Source organism: Rhodococcus sp. YH3-3 (assembly GCF_001653035.1).
GTDB classification, from domain to species: domain Bacteria; phylum Actinomycetota; class Actinomycetes; order Mycobacteriales; family Mycobacteriaceae; genus Rhodococcus_F; species Rhodococcus_F qingshengii.
Genome location: NZ_BCWH01000003.1, coordinates 473,525 through 494,266, shown reverse-complemented (window position 1 = coordinate 494,266; position 20,742 = coordinate 473,525). Strand labels below are relative to the sequence as shown.

Annotated in this window: 22 protein-coding genes; 8 read left to right on the top strand and 14 right to left on the bottom strand. The window is 63.4% G+C overall.

Annotated features, from left to right (window positions below):
• Positions 1-9: 9 nt before the first annotated feature.
• From cobA to mqo, 7 genes are all read right to left on the bottom strand, one after another.
• A complete protein-coding gene (gene cobA, locus YH3_RS27575; protein ID WP_007735001.1) occupies positions 10-1,236 on the bottom strand; it encodes a uroporphyrinogen-III C-methyltransferase in 1,227 nt (408 codons plus the stop codon).
• Entirely contained in the window at positions 1,233-1,616 is a 384-nt protein-coding gene (locus YH3_RS27570) for a cobalamin biosynthesis protein (RefSeq protein ID WP_082920707.1), read from the bottom strand. The genes cobA and YH3_RS27570 overlap by 4 nt, the downstream gene beginning before the upstream one ends.
• A 13-nt stretch (positions 1,617-1,629) precedes the next feature.
• Positions 1,630-3,006, bottom strand: coding sequence for a cobyrinate a,c-diamide synthase (locus YH3_RS27565; protein ID WP_064444481.1), 1,377 nt, complete (start codon positions 3,004-3,006; stop codon positions 1,630-1,632).
• Positions 3,000-3,614 carry a cob(I)yrinic acid a,c-diamide adenosyltransferase gene (gene cobO / locus YH3_RS27560; RefSeq protein WP_003942784.1) on the bottom strand — a complete coding sequence of 205 codons (615 nt, stop codon included), beginning with the start codon at positions 3,612-3,614 and terminating at the stop codon, positions 3,000-3,002. Before cobO ends, YH3_RS27565 begins: the two co-directional genes overlap by 7 nt.
• A 21-nt stretch (positions 3,615-3,635) precedes the next feature.
• Positions 3,636-5,597: a magnesium chelatase subunit D family protein gene (locus YH3_RS27555; RefSeq protein ID WP_064444666.1), complete on the bottom strand. Its 1,962-nt coding sequence runs from the start codon at positions 5,595-5,597 to the stop codon at positions 3,636-3,638.
• A 224-nt stretch (positions 5,598-5,821) separates the two neighbouring features.
• A complete protein-coding gene (locus YH3_RS27550) occupies positions 5,822-6,298 on the bottom strand; it encodes a GNAT family N-acetyltransferase (protein ID WP_064444665.1) in 477 nt (158 codons plus the stop codon).
• Between the two features lie 11 nt (positions 6,299-6,309).
• Complete coding sequence (mqo, locus tag YH3_RS27545; RefSeq protein ID WP_003942820.1) at positions 6,310-7,848, bottom strand: malate dehydrogenase (quinone); 1,539 nt, start codon at positions 7,846-7,848, stop codon at positions 6,310-6,312.
• Between the two features lie 146 nt (positions 7,849-7,994).
• Between mqo and YH3_RS27540 the strand changes: the two genes are divergently transcribed.
• Positions 7,995-9,044 (top strand): alpha/beta hydrolase, encoded by a 1,050-nt coding sequence (locus YH3_RS27540; RefSeq protein WP_003942674.1) that lies wholly within the window; start codon positions 7,995-7,997, stop codon positions 9,042-9,044.
• The gene (mtr, locus tag YH3_RS27535; protein WP_007734989.1) at positions 9,041-10,417 is read left to right on the top strand and encodes a mycothione reductase; all 1,377 of its coding nucleotides are present in this window, start codon (positions 9,041-9,043) and stop codon (positions 10,415-10,417) included. Before YH3_RS27540 ends, mtr begins: the two co-directional genes overlap by 4 nt.
• Before the next feature lie 77 nt (positions 10,418-10,494).
• Here the strand turns inward: mtr and YH3_RS27530 are convergent, their stop codons facing one another.
• Complete coding sequence (locus tag YH3_RS27530) at positions 10,495-11,040, bottom strand: alpha/beta fold hydrolase (protein WP_003942671.1); 546 nt, start codon at positions 11,038-11,040, stop codon at positions 10,495-10,497.
• 209 nt (positions 11,041-11,249) lie between these two features.
• Positions 11,250-11,711 carry a PPOX class F420-dependent oxidoreductase gene (locus YH3_RS27525; protein WP_039973451.1) on the bottom strand — a complete coding sequence of 154 codons (462 nt, stop codon included), beginning with the start codon at positions 11,709-11,711 and terminating at the stop codon, positions 11,250-11,252.
• A 121-nt stretch (positions 11,712-11,832) separates the two neighbouring features.
• On the opposite strand from YH3_RS27525, the gene YH3_RS27520 reads away from it, so the two are divergent.
• Together YH3_RS27520 and YH3_RS27515 are read left to right on the top strand one after the other, a co-directional pair.
• A complete protein-coding gene (locus tag YH3_RS27520) occupies positions 11,833-12,702 on the top strand; it encodes a PhzF family phenazine biosynthesis protein (protein WP_238565257.1) in 870 nt (289 codons plus the stop codon).
• An 85-nt stretch (positions 12,703-12,787) separates the two neighbouring features.
• Positions 12,788-13,213: a DUF6069 family protein gene (locus YH3_RS27515; protein ID WP_007734977.1), complete on the top strand. Its 426-nt coding sequence runs from the start codon at positions 12,788-12,790 to the stop codon at positions 13,211-13,213.
• On the opposite strand, the gene YH3_RS27510 is transcribed toward YH3_RS27515, so the two are convergent.
• From YH3_RS27510 to YH3_RS27490, 5 genes are all read right to left on the bottom strand, one after another.
• The gene (locus YH3_RS27510) at positions 13,210-14,043 is read right to left on the bottom strand and encodes a GAF and ANTAR domain-containing protein (RefSeq protein WP_030535633.1); all 834 of its coding nucleotides are present in this window, start codon (positions 14,041-14,043) and stop codon (positions 13,210-13,212) included. The genes YH3_RS27515 and YH3_RS27510 overlap by 4 nt on opposite strands.
• Positions 14,044-14,119: 76 nt before the next feature.
• Positions 14,120-14,689, bottom strand: a complete 570-nt coding sequence (locus YH3_RS27505; protein ID WP_007734974.1) for an RNA polymerase sigma factor — start codon at positions 14,687-14,689, stop codon at positions 14,120-14,122.
• An 84-nt stretch (positions 14,690-14,773) separates the two neighbouring features.
• Positions 14,774-16,285: a cobyric acid synthase gene (locus tag YH3_RS27500; protein WP_007734972.1), complete on the bottom strand. Its 1,512-nt coding sequence runs from the start codon at positions 16,283-16,285 to the stop codon at positions 14,774-14,776.
• Between the two features lie 8 nt (positions 16,286-16,293).
• Positions 16,294-17,151 (bottom strand): type I methionyl aminopeptidase, encoded by an 858-nt coding sequence (gene map / locus YH3_RS27495; protein ID WP_007734970.1) that lies wholly within the window; start codon positions 17,149-17,151, stop codon positions 16,294-16,296.
• A gap of 29 nt (positions 17,152-17,180) precedes the next feature.
• Positions 17,181-17,900 carry a transglutaminase domain-containing protein gene (locus tag YH3_RS27490; protein ID WP_007734968.1) on the bottom strand — a complete coding sequence of 240 codons (720 nt, stop codon included), beginning with the start codon at positions 17,898-17,900 and terminating at the stop codon, positions 17,181-17,183.
• A 53-nt stretch (positions 17,901-17,953) separates the two neighbouring features.
• On the opposite strand from YH3_RS27490, the gene YH3_RS27485 reads away from it, so the two are divergent.
• The 4 genes from YH3_RS27485 to YH3_RS27470 all read left to right on the top strand — a co-directional run bounded on the left by YH3_RS27485 (position 17,954) and on the right by YH3_RS27470 (position 20,738).
• On the top strand, positions 17,954-18,304 hold the full coding sequence (locus YH3_RS27485) for a multidrug efflux SMR transporter (protein WP_003942817.1): 351 nt from the start codon (positions 17,954-17,956) through the stop codon (positions 18,302-18,304).
• Positions 18,301-18,627 (top strand): multidrug efflux SMR transporter, encoded by a 327-nt coding sequence (locus YH3_RS27480; protein ID WP_007734966.1) that lies wholly within the window; start codon positions 18,301-18,303, stop codon positions 18,625-18,627. Before YH3_RS27485 ends, YH3_RS27480 begins: the two co-directional genes overlap by 4 nt.
• 55 nt (positions 18,628-18,682) lie before the next feature.
• The gene (locus tag YH3_RS27475) at positions 18,683-19,519 is read left to right on the top strand and encodes an AraC family transcriptional regulator (protein WP_007734963.1); all 837 of its coding nucleotides are present in this window, start codon (positions 18,683-18,685) and stop codon (positions 19,517-19,519) included.
• Positions 19,520-19,661: 142 nt separating this feature from the next.
• Positions 19,662-20,738 carry an iron-siderophore ABC transporter substrate-binding protein gene (locus YH3_RS27470; protein WP_223304443.1) on the top strand — a complete coding sequence of 359 codons (1,077 nt, stop codon included), beginning with the start codon at positions 19,662-19,664 and terminating at the stop codon, positions 20,736-20,738.
• Positions 20,739-20,742: the final 4 nt, after the last annotated feature.

The following is a 20,742-nucleotide window of genomic DNA, read 5'->3' as shown; positions in this document are numbered from 1 at the left end:
GACTTCACGTTACCCAGCGTCGACGGAAAAGCCCGCGACCGGCCCGATCACGATGATCGCCGGAGGCTTGATCTCCTCGTCCTTGACGCGCTGAGCAACGGTCGCCAGATCGGCCCGAAGTTCACGCTGAGTGCGCAGCGTGCCCTCTTGGATGACGGTGACCGGCGTGGTTGCCGGGCGTCCACCGTCGACGAGTGCCTTCGCGAACTGATCGATGCGCTCGACCGCCATGAGCAGCACGATCGTGCCGCGCAACTTGGCCAGCGCCGACCAGTCGACCAGCGAATCCGGATGATCCGGAGCCACGTGCCCACTGACGACGACGAACTCGTGGGTGACGCCGCGGTGGGTGACCGGGATGCCTGCGGCCGACGGGACCGAGATCGCGCTCGTGATTCCGGGCACTACGGTCACCGGAACGCCGGCAGCGGCACACGCTTCGAGTTCTTCGTATCCCCGTCCGAAGACGTACGGGTCCCCGCCCTTGAGGCGGACCACGAACTTGCCTGCCTTCGCGTTGTCGATCAGCGCGGCGTTGATGGCCTCCTGAGCCATGGCACGGCCGTACGGGATCTTCGCGGCGTCGATCACCTCTACGTCCGGACCCAGTTCGGCGAGCAACTCCGGCGGAGCCAATCGGTCGGCCACGACGACGTCGGCGCGGGCGAGCAAACGGCGTCCGCGCACGGTGATCAGATCGGGATCACCGGGGCCACCACCGACGAGAGCAACACCCGCAGCGGCAGGCTCGGCCGTATCGGCGAGCACGCCCGACTGAAGACCCTCGACGACGGCGGTGCGGACCGCTGCCGAACGACGGTGATCGCCGCCCGCCAGAATTCCGATGCTCATACCGTCGTACTCGGCGCTCGCGGGAGTGACGGCGGTGCCGTGCTTCGCGTTGTCGGCGCGCACGCAGAAGATGTGGCGACGCTCCGCTTCGGCGACGATCGCCGCATTGGTTTCCGGCTCGTCGGTCGAGGCGATGGCGTACCACGCACCTTCGAGGTCGCCGTCGGCGTACGGACGCTCTTCGACCGTGATCTGACCGGCAGTGGCCATACCTTCGACGGCTGGAGTGAACGCGCGACTGATGACGTGAACGCGGGCACCAGAGGCGACCAGCAGTCCGAGTCGGCGCTGAGCCACAGTGCCGCCACCGAACACGACCACGCGTCGATCGGTCAGGTTGAGGCCGACCAGGTAGTTGGTCTCGTCTGCGGTGGACTCGCTCACTCGCACTCCGTTTCGTTGTCAGAATTGGTCAAGCTGGAGGGAACTTTACGGGCCGCGGCCACGGTCACTCCATCCCTGGCAGTCTTGGCCAGCACAAGTCGGCCGCCCCCGGACGCGAGGATCGCAGCCGCTTCCGCGACGCTTGCCGTTCCGACGGCGTTCTCGACGCGAGGCGATGGTGACGGAACTTGAACTCGCGCAAGTACGTCCGGGGCGAAACTCACAATCGGGACGTTCAGTTCAAGGGCCGCTGTCAGAAGAGCCGAAGACTCAGCTTTTGCCGCCACAGTGGCGAGTACCACGATCTTCCCTTGCGCCGCGGGCACAGCCTTCACCGCAGCGACGATGTCCTTCGCGGTGACACTCGTCGTGAATCCCACGCCTATACAGAGGTCATCGCCGTGCGGCATCGACGAACTTCGCGATCGATTCGGGCTGCCCCACCGGATGAGTGTGCAGATACGACGCGTGGACGCCACCGCGAACAAACCCTTCGCGGACACTGCCGCCGTCCCAGGGCCGCCACCCCCACGCACTTCCGCAACCGTCCGCGTCTGCCGAGACGAGAGACGTTCGGTGGAACTCGTGACCGGTGACGCGGGAGCCTGCGTCGAAGAGGCTGGAGTCGCTGATCGCGACTGCTTCGCGATACCCGAGGGTCAGGCGTTTCCCGAACGTCGCATCCACTCCGACCACACCGGCCATGCTGTGACCGTCCAAGCTGCGAGCGAGGTAGAGCAGGCCCGCACACTCTGCATGAATCGGTGCACCGCCGTCCGCCAGATCGCGAACCTGCTGCAGCAGAACGGTATTGGCCGCAAGGTCTACCGCGTGTTCTTCCGGGAAGCCACCGGGAAGGACCAGAGCGGCAGTTCCCGCAGGAAGCTCGTCCCGCAACGGGTCGAACACCTGCACGTCCGCGCCGGCGGCAGTCAACAGCTCCCGGTGCTCGGCATAGCCGAAGGTGAAGGCCGGGCCACCCGCCATGGCAACCACAGGCCGAGACTCTGCGTGTGCGCCGACCTCGGCAACCGGATCCCATGCAGCTGCACTCACGTTCGAGGCGGCCAGTGCGCGAACAGCACCCAGATCGACGTGCGAGGCAATCAAGTCGGACATCGCGTCCACTGCGGCCACAGCGGCGGCGCCGTGCTCGGCCGCCGGAATCAGGCCGAGGTGCCGGGAGGGAACTTCGAGTTCCGTCAACCGTGGCACAACTCCGAGCACTGCGACGCCGACCTTGTCGCACGCATGACGCAACACCTGCTCGTGACGAGCGCTCCCGACGCGATTGAGAATGACGCCGCCGATGCGCACACCTGCGTCGTAGGTCGCGAAGCCGTGGAGTACGGCGGCCAGACTCTGACTGTGCCCACGGGCGTCGATCACGAGGACTACCGGCGAACCGAGGATCGACGCGACCTGCGCCGTCGATCCCTCCGCCGACGGCTGCGAGTTTGCCTCGTCGATCTTCCCGTCGAACAGACCCATGACGCCTTCGACCACGGCGATGTCGCAACCAGCGGTTCCATGCCGGTAGAGCGGTCCGATGCGATCCGGGCCCACCAGAACAGTGTCGAGGTTGCGTCCGGGCCGCCCTGCCGCGAGTCCGTGATAACCCGGGTCGATGTAGTCCGGCCCCACCTTGAAGGGCGCAACGCTGCTACCGGACCGTCGCAGCGCGCCGATCAATCCCGTTGCCACCGTAGTCTTTCCGCTACCCGAGGCAGGAGCGGCGATCACCACGGCCGGAGTGGAAGGACTTACCATTCGATGCCCCGTTGGCCCTTTCGGCCGGCATCCATCGGGTGCTTGATCTTGGTCATCTCGGTCACGAGGTCGGCGGCGTCGATCAACGCCTGCGGGGCGTCGCGTCCCGTGATGACAACGTGCTGGTTGCCCGGACGATCACGCAGTGTCTGCACGACCTCGTCGACGTCGACCCAGCCCCACTTGAGCGGATAGGTGAACTCGTCGAGGACATAGAATCGATGTTCCTCGCTCGCAAGCCTTCTCGCGATCTCCTGCCAACCCTCCGCAGCGGCAGCAGCATGATCTTCCTCGCTACCGGCCTTGCGTGTCCATGACCAACCTTCGCCCATCTTGTGCCACTGCACCGGCCCACCGACGCCGGTTTCGTCGTGCAGGTTTCCGAGCGCGCGGAACGCGGCTTCCTCTCCGACCTTCCACTTGGCACTCTTCACGAACTGGAACACGCCGATGTCGAACCCCTGATTCCAGGCACGCAGCGCCATGCCGAAAGCGGCGGTGGACTTACCCTTTCCCGGGCCGGTGTGCACGGCAAGTACCGGCGCGTTACGACGCTGACGCGTGGTCAGACCGTCGTCGGGAACTGTCTCGGGAACACCCTTGGGCATCGTGAACTCCTGAACTGGGATCTAGGCTGCGGCGCGGACGACACCCGCGACCTGCTGCGCTGACAATTCGGCGAGGCGGACGTATCCGCCACGTAGTTCTCGCGCCAACTCCGCCGCCAGCCCCAGACGCACGAGGCCGGTCTCGCAGTCGACGACGATGGACGCGACGGACGCGTCGGCGAGAAGATGCGCGGCGACGCGGGCGCGGTGCAGCGCGTCCTTGCCGCCGGTTGCCCGGCCGTCGGTGAGTGTGACGACGAGGGCGCGACGCTGCGGGTCACGAAGTCGTTCACGCAGAACCACTTCGCGAGCACGCAGGAATCCCTCTGCGAGTGGGGATTTGCCGCCGGTACGCATCGACTGCAAGCGACGGACAGCGATGTCCACCGAAGATGTCGGCGGCAGTACGAGCTCCGCTTCACGACCACGGACAGTGATGACGGCGACCTTGTCGCGGCGCTGATAGGCGTCGCGGAGCAACGAGACAACCGCACCGGTGACCGCGGAGAGGCGGTCGCGTGCTGCCATCGACCCCGACGCGTCGACAACGAAAACGATCAGATTGCCTTCTCGCCCTTCACGTATCGCGCCGCGGAGGTCAGCCGGTGCCAGCCGCAACCGTCCAGCAGTGCGACCACGGGCAACTTGAGACTCGGCTGCGGCAAAGACCGTGCTCGTCAGATGCAATCCGTGCCCACGCTCCCGCGTGGACCGCACAACTCGTCCACGGGACGACATGGACCGCGAGCGTCGTCCCGGTGCACCTTCACCGACTCCCGGAACTTCGAGGAGCTTGGCCTTGAATTCGCCGGCCGGTGGAGCCGAGGGACGATCGGTGGCGCGCACTCCCCCACCAGGTCCGTCAGGGTCGTCCGGGCCGTCGTCGTCAGGCCCGTCGTCGTCCGGCCCTTCGTCTCCGGGACCGCCGTCATCGGAGCCGCCATCTTCCGGGCCACGGTCTTCGGGATTCTCGGGAGGTTCGGGCTCTCCGTCGCGCGCGTCGTCCTCTACCTGCGACTGAGCATCCTGATCGGCCTGCTCGAGCGCATCGTCCAACTGCTGCTGATCCAAGCCGGGCTCGTCGAACGGATCGCGGCGGCGGCGATGCGGCAGCGTCAGTTCCGCCGCTACTCGTACGTCCTCCGCAGTGACTTCACTGTCGCCGCGCCAGGCAGCGTGGGCCGTCGCGGTGCGCGCCAGCACCAAGTCCGCGCGCATACCGTCGACGTCGAACGACGCACACAGCGAGGCGATACGACGCAGTTCGCGGTTGCTCAGCTCGACCGAGTCCAATTTCTCACGCGCCGTGAGGATTTCGGACGCCAACTCCTCATCGGCGGATACGTACCGAGCGACAAATGCATCGGGGTCACGCTCGTAGTCGAGTCGGCGACGCACCACTTCCATGCGAATGTCGACGTCGCGGGAAGCGGCGACGTCGACAGCCAGACCGAAACGGTCCAGAAGTTGCGGACGCAGTTCTCCCTCTTCGGGATTCATCGTGCCGACGAGTACGAACTTGGCCGGATGCGAATGGGAGATGCCGTCACGCTCGATGTGAACCCGGCCCATCGCCGCGGCGTCGAGAAGCACGTCGACCAGGTGGTCGTGAAGCAGATTCACCTCGTCGACGTACAGAACACCCTGGTGAGCAGCGGCGAGCAGTCCAGGTTGGAATGCGCGCTCACCGTCACGCAGAACCTTCTCCAGGTCGATCGAACCGATCACCCGGTCTTCGGTGGCGCCCACGGGCAGTTCGACCAAGCGGGCCGGTCGTCTCGTTCCGGCGTCGTCGACCGCGGGCAGCAGCGCAGTCAGCGCGCGCACGACCGTCGACTTGGCAGTTCCCTTCTCACCGCGGACCAGGACCCCACCGATCCCTGGATGCACCGCACACAGGATCAGCGCCAATCGCAATTGATCCTGGCCGACCACAGCACTGAACGGGAAGCCCGCCACTGGTCGATCTTCTTCACTTCGCACGTCGATATCCCTCCACCTCTCGGTTTCCTCGCCGAGAATTTGGCTGCACTCGAATGTCGCGGCAACCTGGCTGAGATCTCCCGGTTTATCGGTAGAGGAGAGATCTTTCACAGTGGCGGGACCGCGCCTGGATCGAACAGGACTTCCCCGCGAACATTCGGTATCGAAAAAACCCTAGTCGGCTCGCTTTCCCACGAGCCGACCAGGGTCAATTCTCCGACAAACTAGCTGACGGCCACGAAAGGCTCTCCCCCACCACGACGCATCGGGGTGTGCGGGATGCCGTCTTCGATGAACTCTTCGCCGTCAGCCTTGAATCCGTGCTTGGCGTACATCTCGACCAAGTAGGTCTGGGCGTTGATCCGACACGGCGCTTCGCCGACCTCGGCCAGTGAGGCCTGCAGGAGGCGGGTCGTGTGGCCCTGGCCGCGAGCCTGACGCGACGTGCACAGGCGTCCGATTCGGAAGCTCTTGTTTCCGTCGTCGTGCTCTTCGAGCAGCCGGAGCGTGCACACCACCTGGCCGTCCTGCTCGAGCCAGAAGTGGCGTGTTTCCGTCAGCAGGTCCCGCCCGTCCAACTCGGGATACGGGCAAGCCTGCTCGACGACAAAGACCTCCACTCGAAGCTTCAACAACTCGTAGAACGTCTTGTTGTCGAGATCGAGTGCCCATGAACGCTTCAAAGCTGCTGTTGCCGTCATGGGTTGGACTATCACACAGTCGCGGCGGTATCCGCGACCGGAGCCGATTCGGAAGCACCGGCGGAATCGAGCTCGAGAACCTTCGAGGACCAATCCCAGACCTGGTTGAACAGGCCTTCGTTGTCGGTGAGCTTGACGCCGATGGACGGAACCATCTCGCGGAGCTTGCCCTTCCAACCCTGGAACTCGGTCGGGAAGCAGCGCTCGAGTACGTCCAGCATCGCCGGGACGGCCGTGGACGCACCGGGCGAAGCACCGAGCAGGCCGGCGATGGAACCGTCCTCAGCGGCGACCACAGCGGTACCGAATTCGAGGACACCACCCTTGCCCTTGGCACGGCGGATCACCTGGACGCGCTGGCCCGCGGTGATGAGTTCCCAGTCCTGGGCCTGCGCCTTGGGCGCGAACTCACGCAGATCCCAGATGCGACCGGCTTCGTTCTTGGCAAGCTCGCTGACCAGGTACTTGACCAGGCCGAGCTCGCTGACACCGACACCGAGCATCGAGAGGATGTTGTTCGGCTTGACCGAGCCGGGCAGGTCCGTGACGCGACCCTGCTTGAGGAACTTCGGCGACCAACCAGCGTAGGGACCGAACAGCAGACCCGGCTTGTTGCCGATGACACGGGTGTCCAGGTGAGGCACCGACATGGGCGGGGCGCCGACGGCAGCCTTGCCGTAGACCTTGGCGCTGTGCTGGTCGATGAGTTCGGGGTTGGTGCATCGCAGGAAGGCACCGCTGACCGGGAAGCCACCGAAGCCCTTGGCTTCCTTGATGCCCGACTTCTGCAGCAGGTGCAGGGCGCCGCCACCGGCACCGACGAACACGAAGCGCGAGCGAACGGTGCGCTTTTCACCGGTGCGACGGTTGGTGACCTTGACGGTCCAGGACTTGTCCGAGTTCTGGGTCAGGTTGGTGACCTCGTGGCCGAAGTACATCTTGCCGCCGGTCTTGCCGATGTAGCCGATGAGCTGCTTGGTGAGCGCTCCGAAATCGACGTCGGTGCCGTCCTGGCTCCAGTTCAGGGCGATGGGATCGGAGAAGTCGCGTCCCTTGGCCATGAGCGGCAAACGCTTGCTGAACTCGGCCGGATCGTCGATGTACTCCATACCGCGGAAGAGCGTGTGGCCGGCAAGTGCGTCGTAACGAGCACGGAGGTACTTGGCGTTGGCCTCACCGTGAACGAAGCTCACGTGCGCGATGGGGTTGATGAATTCCTTGGGCTGTGTCAGGACGCCCTGCTCTACCGCGTGTGCCCAGAACTGGCGTGACACCTGGAACTGCTCGTTGACGTTGACGGCCTTCTTGATGTCGACCGTGCCGTCCGAGTTCTCAGGTGTGTAATTGAGCTCACACAGGGCTGAGTGACCGGTTCCCGCGTTGTTCCAGGGGTCGCTGCTCTCGGCTGCGACGGCATCGAGCCGCTCGAAGGTCGAGATCGACCAATCGGGCTGCAGCTGGCGCAGCAATGCACCCAGCGTGGCGCTCATGATGCCTGCGCCCACGAGCACTACATCCGTCTTCGTCTCTACCGCGTTCTGATTCGACACTGGAGAATCGACTTCCTTGTCATTAGCCGTGCGCGCATCCGCCTGCTGTGTTACGCCGAATAGGTTACCCGTGCGTACACGCGCGGTTCACCACCCCCAATTGTGCTCTACAACGCGCACTCGAAACGACGATTAGATTGTGATTTGTGACTACTTGGGTTCCAGACGTCCTCGGTGACGGATATCAGCAGCTGACGATCCCGCTCGGAACGGATCCGGACGGCGAAGGCGAGGTGGACGCAACACTGGTCCGCTACCAACCGCAGAAGGAGGCGGTGAAGACACACCGTGCCGTTTTGTACGTGCACGGCTTCACCGATTACTTCTTCCAGAAGCACCTCGCCGAGCACTTTGCCGAGCAGGGTTACGCCTTCTTCGCACTCGACCTGCGTAAGTGCGGCCGCTCCCTCAAACCGGGGCACACAGCTCATTACGTCTCCGACCTTGCGCTCTACGACGCCGAACTGAACGAAGCGCTGCGCATCGTCCGCAGCGAGACCGAGGGCAGCGAGGTGCTGCTCATGGCGCACTCCACCGGCGGTCTGATCGTTCCGCTCTGGCTGAACCGTTTGCAGCGCAAGCCCGGTGGCAGCGACGGCGCCGGAATCTGCGGGCTGGTACTCAACAGCCCCTGGTTCGACCTTCAGGGTCCCTCAGTGGTTCGCAACGTCGGTACTACGGCGATCGATGCGCTCGGACGGGTATCGGCGAAGACGGTGATCCCGGGAACTGGGCTACCGACTTACGGTTCCAGTCTTCATGTTTCGGCCAACGGCGTCTGGGATTACAACCTCGACTGGAAGCCACTGGCAGGCTGCCCCGTTACCTTCGGCTGGATGCGGGCCGTCCGAGCGGGTCACGCAAAACTTCACCGCGGCCTAGACATCGGAGTGCCCGCGCTGATTCTGCGCTCGAAGAAGTCGCAGTTCGCGAAGGCGTACAACCCGAGCGTCGACCTCGCCGATTCCGTGCTCGACGTCAAGCAGATCGCACGTTGGGCCGGTTGCCTCGGCGATCGCACCACCATCGTCCCGATCGACGGCGCCCGTCACGACGTGTTCCTTTCGACCGAGAAGCCCTTGGCCACAGCCTTTTCCGAACTCGACCTGTGGTTGGAGTGGCTCGACGGCCACCTCACCCCGGCCGCAGAAAGTTCGGCAAGCACAGCAAGCAACACACAGGAGATCGCGCAGTGACGCACTACGACCTTGCAATCATCGGCAGCGGATCCGGAAACTCGCTGCCAGACGAGCGGTTCGACGGCAAGAAGATCGCAATCCTCGAAGAGGGCACCTTCGGCGGAACGTGCCTCAATGTCGGGTGTATCCCGACCAAGATGTTCGTCTACGCCGCCGAGGTGGCACGCACCGTCACCACTGCCGAGAAGTACGGCGTCGACGCCACTCTCGACGGCGTTCGTTGGTCCGACATCGTCAAGCGCGTCTTCGGCCGCATCGATCCCATTTCTGCAGGTGGTGAGCGGTACCGCAGCGAAGACAGTCCCAACACCACCGTCTACCGCGGCCACGCCACGTTCACCGGCGACAAGACGATCGACACCGGAACCGGCGAGACGATCACCGCTGACCAGGTGGTCATCGCAGCCGGTTCGCGTCCGATCATCCCGGACGAGATCGCGTCGAGTGGTGTGAAGTACTACACCAACGAAGACATCATGCGACTGCCCGAACTTCCCGAGCACCTCGTGATCGTCGGCTCTGGATTCATCGCCACCGAGTTCGCACACGTGTTCTCCGCGTTGGGTTCTCGCGTGTCGATCATCGGTCGCAGCCAGCGACTGCTGCGGCACCTCGACGACGAGATCTCCGAGCGCTTCACCGAGTTGGCCGAACAGAAGTGGGACGTCCATCTGGGCTCCCCCCTCACGTCGGTACGCGGCGATGGCGACAACATCGCCGTCGAACTGGCAAATGGCACAGTCGTTTCCGGTGACGTTCTCCTCGTCGCGGTGGGTCGTCAGCCGAACGGTGACCTACTCGGTCTCGACAAGGCCGGCGTCGAACTCGACGACAAGGGCTCGATCGTGGTCGACGAATACCAACGCACCACCGCCGAGGGCGTCTTCGCACTCGGTGACGTCTCCTCGCCGTACCAGCTCAAGCACGTCGCCAACCATGAAGCGCGCGTTGTTCAGCACAACCTGCTCCAGGACGCGTGGAAGGACACGTCCGGGCTTCGCAGCACCGATCACCGCTTCGTACCGGCAGCCGTGTTCACCGACCCGCAGATCGCCGACGTCGGAATGACGGAGAAGCAGGCTCGCGACACCGGACTCGACATCACCGTCAAGGTGCAGGCTTACGGCGACGTCGCGTACGGCTGGGCGATGGAGGATCAGGAGGGCATCTGCAAGGTGATCGCCGAGCGCGGCACCGGACGCATCCTCGGCGCCCACGTCATGGGTACGCAGGCTCCGACCGTCATCCAGCCGCTCATTCAGGCGATGAGCTTCGGTTTGTCAGCTCAGGACATGGCGCGCGGCCAGTACTGGATCCACCCGGCCCTGGCCGAAGTGGTCGAGAACGCGCTGCTCGGCCTCGACATCTGAGCCCCGCAGCCCTTATGACGCCGAAAAAGCGGGCACTCCTCGCAATGGGAGCGCCCGCCTTTTCGTAGGTCAGAGTTTCACCAGGGGCTGGTACGCAGCACGATCTCGGTTGCGAGTTCGGCCGGTGCCGACTTGACGACGTCGTCGACACCCGGAAGTTCCGTCACGCGGAAGTCGGAGTACACGAAACGACCGCTGGCGTCGGCGATGGCCCGACCTCCACTGCCCACGACTACGGTGGTCGGAACCTCGACCGGCGGTACGCCGGCAATATCGCTGGCCGACGGATGTCCACGGTCCACGGCGATCAAACTCGCGAAGCGGCCGAACTGACGTGCAGCCAACAGCCACGCGAGATCGGCGCCCTCCCGGTGACCGACCAGGTTCACCCAGGCGATGTTCAACTCGTCCAGAAGTACCACTGCCGAGGTCTCGTCGAGATTCTCGATCGATTCCACCGCGACGGTCCGCAGATCCGAATGGTGCAGTCGCTCACACACATCGTCGTACAAGTCGACGGGGTCGCCCTTGCCGGGGAGCAGGAGTACCGCATGCTTGCTGACCGGCCCGTCGATCCGAACGGTGCACGAACCACTGCCCACCGCTACTCGAGTCAATTCCATGTCTGGAAACGGTACGCGATCCACACAGTGGAGGACCCTGGAGTCGACAGAAGTATGACCACTCATACATTCACGCGCCGCTGCGGGCCCGATTTGTTCGCTCTTGGCCCCCTCCCTTCCGAGCGAAAGTGGCTTTCGGCGCATCTGAGGCGACGGGCGTACCGTTCGCTCGAAAGTGGGGGTGGGCCGAACTCCAGTGGGGCGCGGCTCTAGGTACCGGACGGCTTGGGGAGCCTCGTCATTCCGTAGACGTGATCAGCGCGCACCGTGAGGATCTGTCGACGCTCCGCAACCATCGCTTCGCGGTACTCCTCCCAATCGGGATGCTCCTGGCCGCTGATGTCCCGGTACAGCTCGACCAGGGCGTCAGACACTTCGTCGTGAGGATCGGCCGCGACGGGTGTCACCACGGCAAGTCCTTCCATCACGGCGTAGCTCCAGAAGTCGGGCGCGCTGACGTGAAGGGAAACCCGCGGATCGCGGATCGCATTTTTACTCTTGGCGCGATCGGCAGTGATGGACACGGAAGCCGTCTTCGACTCGTCATCCCAGCGGTAAATGATGTTGGACAACTGTGGGCGGCCGTCACGCTTGACGGTTGCCAACACACCTTGTTTTCCCTCGGCCACGAGTGCGAACAACGCTTCGTCGGTGTCTGTGTCATTGCTCATGTCTGCAGCAACGACGCCGTGCGGCCGGTTTGTTCCGGAGGCAGTCCAGTTCGAAGATCGCGGACCGCAATCGCGCGATGTCTCTTCCCCCGATGGACGACAGCGGACAAAGATGGTCGACATGGCAACTTCTCGCGACATCCTCCGGCTGACTGCGTTCAGTTCGGATCCGGCCGGCGGTAATCCGGCCGGCGTAATGCTCGACGCGCGTGGACTCGACGACTCCGAATTACAATCCGTTGCAGCCGAAGTCGGGTATGCCGAGACGGCGTTCCTCATCGAACCGGTACTCGGAGGCAACCCGCGCCACAGCCGGATCCGGTACTTCTCCCCTATCGCCGAAGTACCGTTCTGCGGTCATGCCACTATTGCGACGGCCATCGCGCTCACCGAGCGAGACGGTGACGGAACCTTCACATTCGAAACACCGATCGGACCGGTATCCATCGACACGGCGACCGACGAGGACGGAACGTCCACCGCGACCTTCACCAGCGTCGAACCATCGGTCTCGCCGATCGATCATGCTGTACTGACAGCACTGCTCGGGCTCATCGGCGTCGATTCGTCTGCGCTCGACGCGCGGTATCCCGCAATGCTCTCGTACGCCGGCAACACGCACCCGATCGTCGTACTTCGTGATCAGGCAGCCTTCGACGAGTTCACCTTCGATCCATCCGCAATGCGAACTCTGATGGACGCGCAGGGGTGGGCGGGCACGGTGACGATCCTGCATCCCCTCGACGACAACACCTTCGAAGCTCGAAATCTGTTTCCGGTGGGAAACATCGTCGAGGATCCCGCGACCGGGTCCGCAGCGGCGTCGACCGGCGGTTACCTGCGCAAACTCGAACCCGCGGCCACTCCGCGGCGGATCACCATCCACCAGGGCCGACACGTCGGGCGTCCCAGCGTGCTCGCGGTCGAGATCCCGGTCGACGGCGGTATCGCGGTCACCGGCACCGCCGTGCCGACAGACGACCCCCGGTAACCACCAGCGATGAGTTTCTCCCGGCCGGCGGGTCTATTCACCAGAGCGACGTCACAAGACCATCGCATCGAGCCGGGAGAACATCATGTCTGCAATCGCTTCAACCGCACACAACCTCCACCTCACCAAGCCGCGTGCCGTACTCGGGGCCACGGTCATGGCCCTCGTCGCCAACCTGATCCTGTGGTTGATCGGCCTGGCATCGGGCGGATCGTTCGAGATGACAGATCAGGGAAAGGTGGCGAGCGTAGCTCCCGGCGGGGTCATCACACTTACGGTAGTGCCGTTGCTGGTCGGTTTGTCGCTCGCAATGTTGATCTCACTGAAGTGGGAGCCGATCATCCGCATCGCTCAGGTCGTGGGTGCAGTGTTTGCGCTCGGCACCATCGCCCTGACGATCGCCGCGGACTTCGACGCCGCCAGCACGGTCACGCTCGCGCTGATGCACGTGGTTGTCGCCGCGAGCGTGGTCGTCGCGCTCGAGGCCGTACGTCGGTCTCCGTCGAACTAGACCGCGGTAGGCGGCGCGGAATACGTCTCGACGATCTCGGCTGCCACGTCACGCAACTTGGTGTTCGTGGTCTGAGACTGCTTGCGCAGCATGTGAAATGCGGTGTCGGCGTCGATTCGATGGATGGCCATCAGCATGCCTTTGGCCTGTTCGATCGGCGCCCGAGTCTCGAGCGCGCGTTGCAGGGCGTCAGCTACGGCCTTGGCAGATTTGAAACGGGAGAAGTCTCCGATCGCGCGTGAGACTGTTGTCGTGAGAATCTCCATGACTTCCGCGTCGACGCTGTCGAAGGCCGCTGGGGCACGTCCGTACAGGTTGAACGAACCGAGTCGCTGATCCGGCGTGAAGAGCGGCGCCGCGAGAAAGGACTTGATCCCTTCGTCCTTCGCGGCCGCCGCGAACCGCGGCCAGCGTTCCGCGCTGGTCTCGGCATCAACGACTACGGTTTCACCGGTTCGAGCCGCGTGCAGACATGGTCCGTCGCCGGCGTCGTATTGCTCGATGTCGACGCGCAGGGTCCGCGAATCGGTGTGAACGGCGGTGTAGGTCTGCCCGGCAAGATCGATGGTGACGCCGATGCTGTCGGCGCCGTCGATGGCGTCGTTCGCGATTTCGACGGCGCGCTGGAGCAGAACCACGAGTTCGTCCTCGTCGCCGATACTTCCCCCGAGCGCTGCCAGCAACTCTCTGACCGCACGTGCCGTCAGCCGAGTTTCCGCAGCCTCGACGGCGACGTCAGCACCCGTTGCCGTCGCATCGTCCGGCAGTACCGACGGCACCGAATCCTCGGTTCTCGGGTCGAAGCCTCTGGGGTCGAAAGCGGTATCCACGACGAAGCATTCTTCCAGTTTCACGGGCACCAAGGAGAGTGAGTTCGGTGACAGAACCCGGCAAACCGCCGAGTCGTCATCGCCATCGATCGAGTGCGACACCGAGATTCCGCCTCGCCCGAGTGTGCTGGCCACGAACCGCGTCCGGACTCAGTTCCAGGACAACAGCGATCTGCGGATACGTCATGCCCTCCACTTCTCGCAAGACCCAGGCGGCGCGCTGACGCAGTGGCAGGCGATCGAGTTCGGATTCCAGGGCATCGAGAAATGCTGTGCCGCAGACTTCTTCGCTCGGATCACGCAAACGGGGATCAGCTTCTTCCCGGAGTTCGTCCATATCGGCGGCGCAGGAGCCGACTTTTCGATAGAAATCCGAGATCTTGCGAGAACAGATCGCGAACAACCAGGTCTTGGTGCTCGAGCGCCGCTGAAACCCCGGAAGTTGGCGCCACGCAGCGACGCAGGTTTCCTGGACGATGTCGTCGACGTCACTCTCGCTCGCGAGCAGTCGACGGGCAAATCGATACAAGTGCGGGCCGTATCGGCGGACGATGACGTCGAAGGCCGCGTGATCGCCGAGCATTGCCGAGTCGACCAGCACCTCGTCACTGAAGTCGGTCAGCAAGCCGTCGAATTGATCTGTCACCGCGCACACTCCTACTAGGGAGCCGTCGCGGGAGTGAGGCCTGGCTATTCTACCGCGTCCACGTCGACACCCGCGGGAGCGCTCTCAGGCTTCGAGTGCGGAAGCAATGACGGGGAGCCCGATAGGCGCCCCACCGTTGATCAGTTTCTCGAGTAGATCCTGATCGAGGTGCTGCTCGACGAGATCAGCGAGAAGGTCGAGTTGTTGTTCTCGCACCGCGGCAACCGCGGTGTCGGGTGCAGCAACAAAACCGGGAACCGCGAGCTCACGCAGCAGGCTGCGCCGAAAGTCGTCACTTTCCAGGAGACCGTGCCAGTGTGTCCCGCGAACAGGCCCTCGCACACTGCCTTCCGGCATACCGCTCGAGTCCGCCAGCAATGGGTGGTCCCCGTTGCGCACGACGCGTCCGTGATGAATCTCGTACCCGGACACCGAGATACCGTCTGCCGTACCGGTCATCTGCGCCAGCACCTTGTCCGGAGCGAACTCGACATCGAGGTCCAGCAGACCCAGTCCCGCGGTGGTCCCTGATCCTGATTCGACGTCGTCGACGATGGAATTACCCAGCATCTGGTAACCGCCGCAGATTCCCAGGACTGCTTGCCCGCGACCTGCTCGCGCGACGATCTCGTCGGCCAGGCCGCTACTTCGCAACCACTCGAGGTCACTCACGGTGGACTTACTACCGGGGATCACCACGAGGTCCGCGTCGCGAATTCGCGACGGATCGGTCACCCACGAAACTGCCACGCCCGGTTCACATGCCAGTGCCTCGACGTCCGTGGAGTTGGAGATGCGCGGGAGCCGAACCGCAGCAACGGTGAGCCAGGCCGAACCGACGGGTGGGCCCGGGCGCCCTACCGGGGCATTGCCGGTGACGCCAAGCGAATCCTCGGCGTCGAGCCAAAGATCGTCGGCAAACGGGATCACTCCGAGAGTGGGTCGACCGGTGAGGCTGCGCAGTTGTTCCAGTCCGGGTTCCAACAGTGCAACGTCACCGCGGAATTTGTTGATCACAAATCCCGCGATCAATGCCTGGTCGCTGGGCGAGAGCACAGCAACGGTCCCGAACAGATGGGCCAGGACGCCGCCGCGATCGATGTCACCGACGACGACGACCGGAATCCGCGCAGCCTCAGCCAATCCCATGTTGGCAAGATCCGTTGCGCGCAAGTTGATTTCGGCCGGTGAACCGGCGCCTTCACAGATCACGACGTCGAACTCGGATCGAAGCGATTCGAGATCTTCGGCCACGACGGCGCGAAGCCACTGCCGATGCTGCATGTAGTCGCGAGCACCCACTGTGGTCATCGCCTTGCCCCGAACAACCAATTGCGACGTGCGGTCACTTCCAGGCTTGAGCAGCACCGGATTGAATCGAACACTCGGCTCCAGACCGCATGCACGCGCCTGAAGTGCCTGCGCACGGCCGATCTCTCCGCCGTCCAGCGTGACCACGGAGTTGTTCGACATGTTCTGCGCCTTGAACGGCGCCACTCGGATGCCTCGACGCGCCAACATGCGACACAATCCGGCCACAAGAACGCTCTTGCCTGCGTCGGAAGTAGTGCCGGCTACCAGCAGAGCGCCGCGCATCTCCGAACTCAAGGCAGGGTGAGAATCTCTGCACCGGTCTCGGTGACCACCAAGGTGTGCTCGAACTGCGCCGTCCACTTACGGTCCTTGGTGACGACGGTCCAACCGTCCTCCCAGATCTCGTAGTCGATACCACCGAGGTTGATCATCGGTTCGATCGTGAAGACCATGCCCGGTTCGATGATCGTCTCGACCGCGGGCTCGTCGTAGTGCAGGATCACGAGGCCGTTGTGGAAGGTCTCGCCGATTCCGTGTCCGGTGAAGTCCCGGACGACGCCGTACCCGAACCGATGGGCGTAGGACTCGATGACACGTCCGATCACGTTGAGCGCGCGGCCGGGCTTGACGGCTTTGATGGCCCGCATCGTTGCCTCGTGTGTGCGCTCGACGAGCAAGCGGTTCTCTTCGGACACGTCACCGGCGAGGAATGTCGCATTGGTGTCGCCGTGTACCCCGTTGATGTACGCGGTGACGTCGATATTGACGATGTCGCCGTCCTGGATCACAGTCGAGTCGGGGATTCCGTGGCAGATCACCTCGTTGAGAGACGTGCAGCACGACTTGGGAAAGCTCTTGTAGCCCAACGTCGACGGGTATGCACCGTGGTCGAGCATGAACTCGTGTGCGATGCGGTCGAGTTCGTCGGTCGTGACACCGGGAGCGACAGCCTTGCCGGCTTCCTGCAGCGCGCCTGCAGCGATCTTGCTGGCGATGCGCATCGCCTCGATCGTTTCCGGCGTCTGAACCCAGGGCTCGTTGCCCTCTTTGGCGGTCGGCTTCCACGCGTACTCGGGCCGCTCGATCTTCGAGGGCACAGCGAGGACGGGAGAGACGGTTCCAGGGACCAATGGGGTACGCACAGACATGCAGAACAGCCTAGACCTCGCGTCGCGCGTCAGCCGGATGCACTCCAGTTCCGGAAAACCGGGTCGACGAGAATTCTGACGGGGGTCGACATCGTCTGTCCGAATTCCTCGAAGAGCACGTCGCGAGATTCGAAGGTGCCCAGATCGCGGTCGACGAATTCGGAGAAGTCCAAGCAATCACACGAAACAGACTTGCCCCAACTGATCGGAGCGCGTCCGATCGCGTCGAACAGTGTCTCCTCGCCGGTGTTCGTGAACGGTTCGAGCGCTGAGACCACCGCAGGTGAAACGATCTCGGAGATGTCCTGCCAGCGTCCGTCGACCAGAAATTCCGGCCACGCCAGCAGCACTGACTTCGGAATCACCGCATGTAGACGCCGAAATCTCGGGTACCAGAATTCCCCGCGTAGTACGAGACCGCGTACTCGGGTGGCGATACCTCGGCGGCGAGCCAACGCTTCGACGATAGCCAGTCTCTGACTGCAGGATCCGCGCTCTCGACTCAATGTCACCGAGACGGGTTGCCGGTCGTCGAGGCCGTACACCGGCCGAATATTTGCAGCGACGCTGCGATGCGCCGACACCAGGAACTCCTGCGCCGACTGGATCGCACCTTCTGCAATGTCCTCGTAGAGGCGGGCCACGTCGTCGTGGCCCCAGTCGAGGATCGGAGTTGCGGCCACATCGCCACCCGACGCGTCGTGGCGGATGTCACCTTTGCGGATTCCACCGAGCAGTACGCACGTCATGTCTCAACCGTAGTGCGCGACCGGAATCCGTGGAGCCTGACAGAATCCCAACCGTGAAGAAATGGCTGTTGTTGATCACCGCGATCCTTACCGAGGTGTCTGCGACGCTGTCGTTGCGCGCCGCCCTCGATCACCCGGCTTGGTACATCGTGGTCGTCGGCGGATATCTCGCAGCATTCACCGCCTTGTCGTTCGTCCTGCGGGAGGGCATGGGACTCGGTGTTGCATACGGAATCTGGGGCGCAACCGGAGTTGTCCTGACCGCAGTATTCGCAACGGCCCTTTTCGGAGATCCTCTGACGGCCACCATGGGCGTCGGGATTGCACTGGTCATCGGCGGAGTGCTGTGCGTCGAACTCGGCTCTCAGGCTGCCGCCGACAGCGGGCCGGCGGACCCAGCATGACCTTCGTATTTCTGATCGCTGCAATTATTTCCGAGGTCACCGCGACATTGTCACTACGGATGGCGTCGCAGGACGGCAGCGACAAACGATGGCTCGCGGTTGTCACCGTGGGGTATCTCGCCGCTTTCGCCTTCCTGGCCCTCGCGCTCGACGCGGGCCTCACCATCGGCGTCGCATACGGAATCTGGACCGCATGCGGAGTGGCGTTGACGGCAATCGCATCCCGTATTCTCTTTCGCGAACCGCTGACCAGGCTCATGATGGTCGGGATCGGCCTCATCGCGGCAGGCGTGCTTCTCATCGAACTCGGTGCGAGTCACTGATCGCTGCCCACATCAGTGTAAGGTTTACCTAACTTTGCTCTGGAGGTAGTCCACGGTGCTGATCCCTGCCCTTCGTGAAATCGACGACGGTCCACAGCTGGACGACGATTCCCACTTACGGGAATCCGACCGCCACACTCCGATGGCGCGCGCCGTCCCGGCGCCGTTCCAACTCACGACGTACATCGTCGAGACCGACCACATCACCCGGTGGCCAGAGCACGCTCACATCGAGCACGAACTGATCTGGTCCGACCGCGGTGTCGTCAACATGATCATCGACAATCAACTCTGGACCGTCACGCCCGGCGTCGGCCTATGGATCCCCCGCGGGGTCCTCCACGAAGGTCAGGCAAATCCCCACGTCGCATTCCGCGCCACGCTCTTCACCCCCGAGCTGTGGACCCCCGCCTGGAACGAACCGTGCATCGTGACACTGAGTGAGGCAGCCCGGGCACTGCTGATACACCTCGCCCACACTGGAATGCCTGCAGAACAACGCCTTCGGGCACAGCAGGTTTGTGTCGATCTCCTCACCCCGGCATCAGCACCTCACTTCGACGTACCGATCCCCCGAGATCCGCGGCTACGGATGCTCGTCGACAAAGTGCTGTCGGATCCCGCCGACGATCGATCACTCGATCAGTGGGCTCACGTTCTCAATCTCAGCCGACGTACGGTCACCCGGATTTTTGCCGCGGAACTCGCCTTGAGCTTTGCGCAGTGGCGCACTCTGGTTCGTATGAGCACGGCCCTCGGCATGCTCGGGACTGGAATGAGTGTGAACGCCGTCAGCCGCCGTGTCGGTTACGGGACGTCGAGTTCCTTCATCGCCGCTTTTCGCAAGACGGTCGGCTACACCCCCGGCAATGCGCTCGCCGCTGTCAACTGACTCGAGCCTGACCTGTTGTCGACATCGGCTGGCCCCTTCGCTACACGCACGCGCCCTACATTCACTTAGGTAAGCCTGCTCTCATGCGCGTACTGCGCTGAGTCGTGCAAGCACTTCCCTGATCAATCCCGAGGAGTTTCGCGTGTTCAGATCTGCCCGTCAGAGAATTCGTCCCCAGCGGAGGCGACGAATCGTTGTTGCGCTCATGCTGGCGGCGGCACTGCCTCTGACCGCCTGCACACAGTCGTCATCGGACGCCCAGGAAAACAATTCATCGGCATCCGCCGTCGAGGACGGCGCCTATCCCGTGACGATCAAGCACGCTTTCGGCGGGACCACCATCGACAAGGAGCCGACACGGATCCTCACCCTCGATTCCGCAGCGGCAGACACGGTCATCGCCCTGGGTGTCACTCCGATCGCGATGCAGAAGGACTCTTGGGCCGGCGACGCCGACGGGTTCCTGCCGTGGACCCGCGCCGAACTCGAAAAGTCGGGCCAGACGCTGCCCACGCCTGCGCCGTACTACTCCGACAGCGGCGAGCTACTGTTCGAGCAGATTCTCAATGCCGCGCCTGATCTGATTCTTGCCCCGTACTCGGGCTTCTCCGAGCAGGATTACCAGCGCCTGAGCTCGATCGCCCCGACCCTCCCGTACGACACCAAGCCGTATCAGCCCAGCTCGTGGCAAAACCTCGCCACCGATGTCGGCAAGGCACTCGGGCGTCCCGCTCAAACCGCGGCGCTGATCAAGTCGGTTGAGGAATCGGTCCAGGAATCGAAGGCGAGTCATCCCGAATTCAACGGAGTCACTTTCGCCTTCGGTTCCTACATCCGTGAAGGAGAAACCGAAACCGCCATCTACGGTCCGGACGATCCGCGCGTCAAGTTTGTCGAAAACCTCGGGCTCACAGTCGCTCCCGACGTGGTGAACGGCGCCAAGAACTTTGCCGGCGACTCGTTCCTTTTCGGCATCAGTATGGAAAAGCTCGACACGATCGACACCGACGTGTATCTCGGTTGGGCAAGCGATCAGTCGGAAGTCGACAGCACATTGGCCAACACTCTGTTCTCGCGGTGGCCGGTCATCGCCAACGGCAAGGACCTGTGGATCACCGACAATCGCCTGACTGCAGCGACAATGTACGTCAGCCTTCTGAGTGTTCCGTGGGCGACCGACGAACTCGTGCCACAGTTGACCGAACTGGTCGCAAAATAGCAGC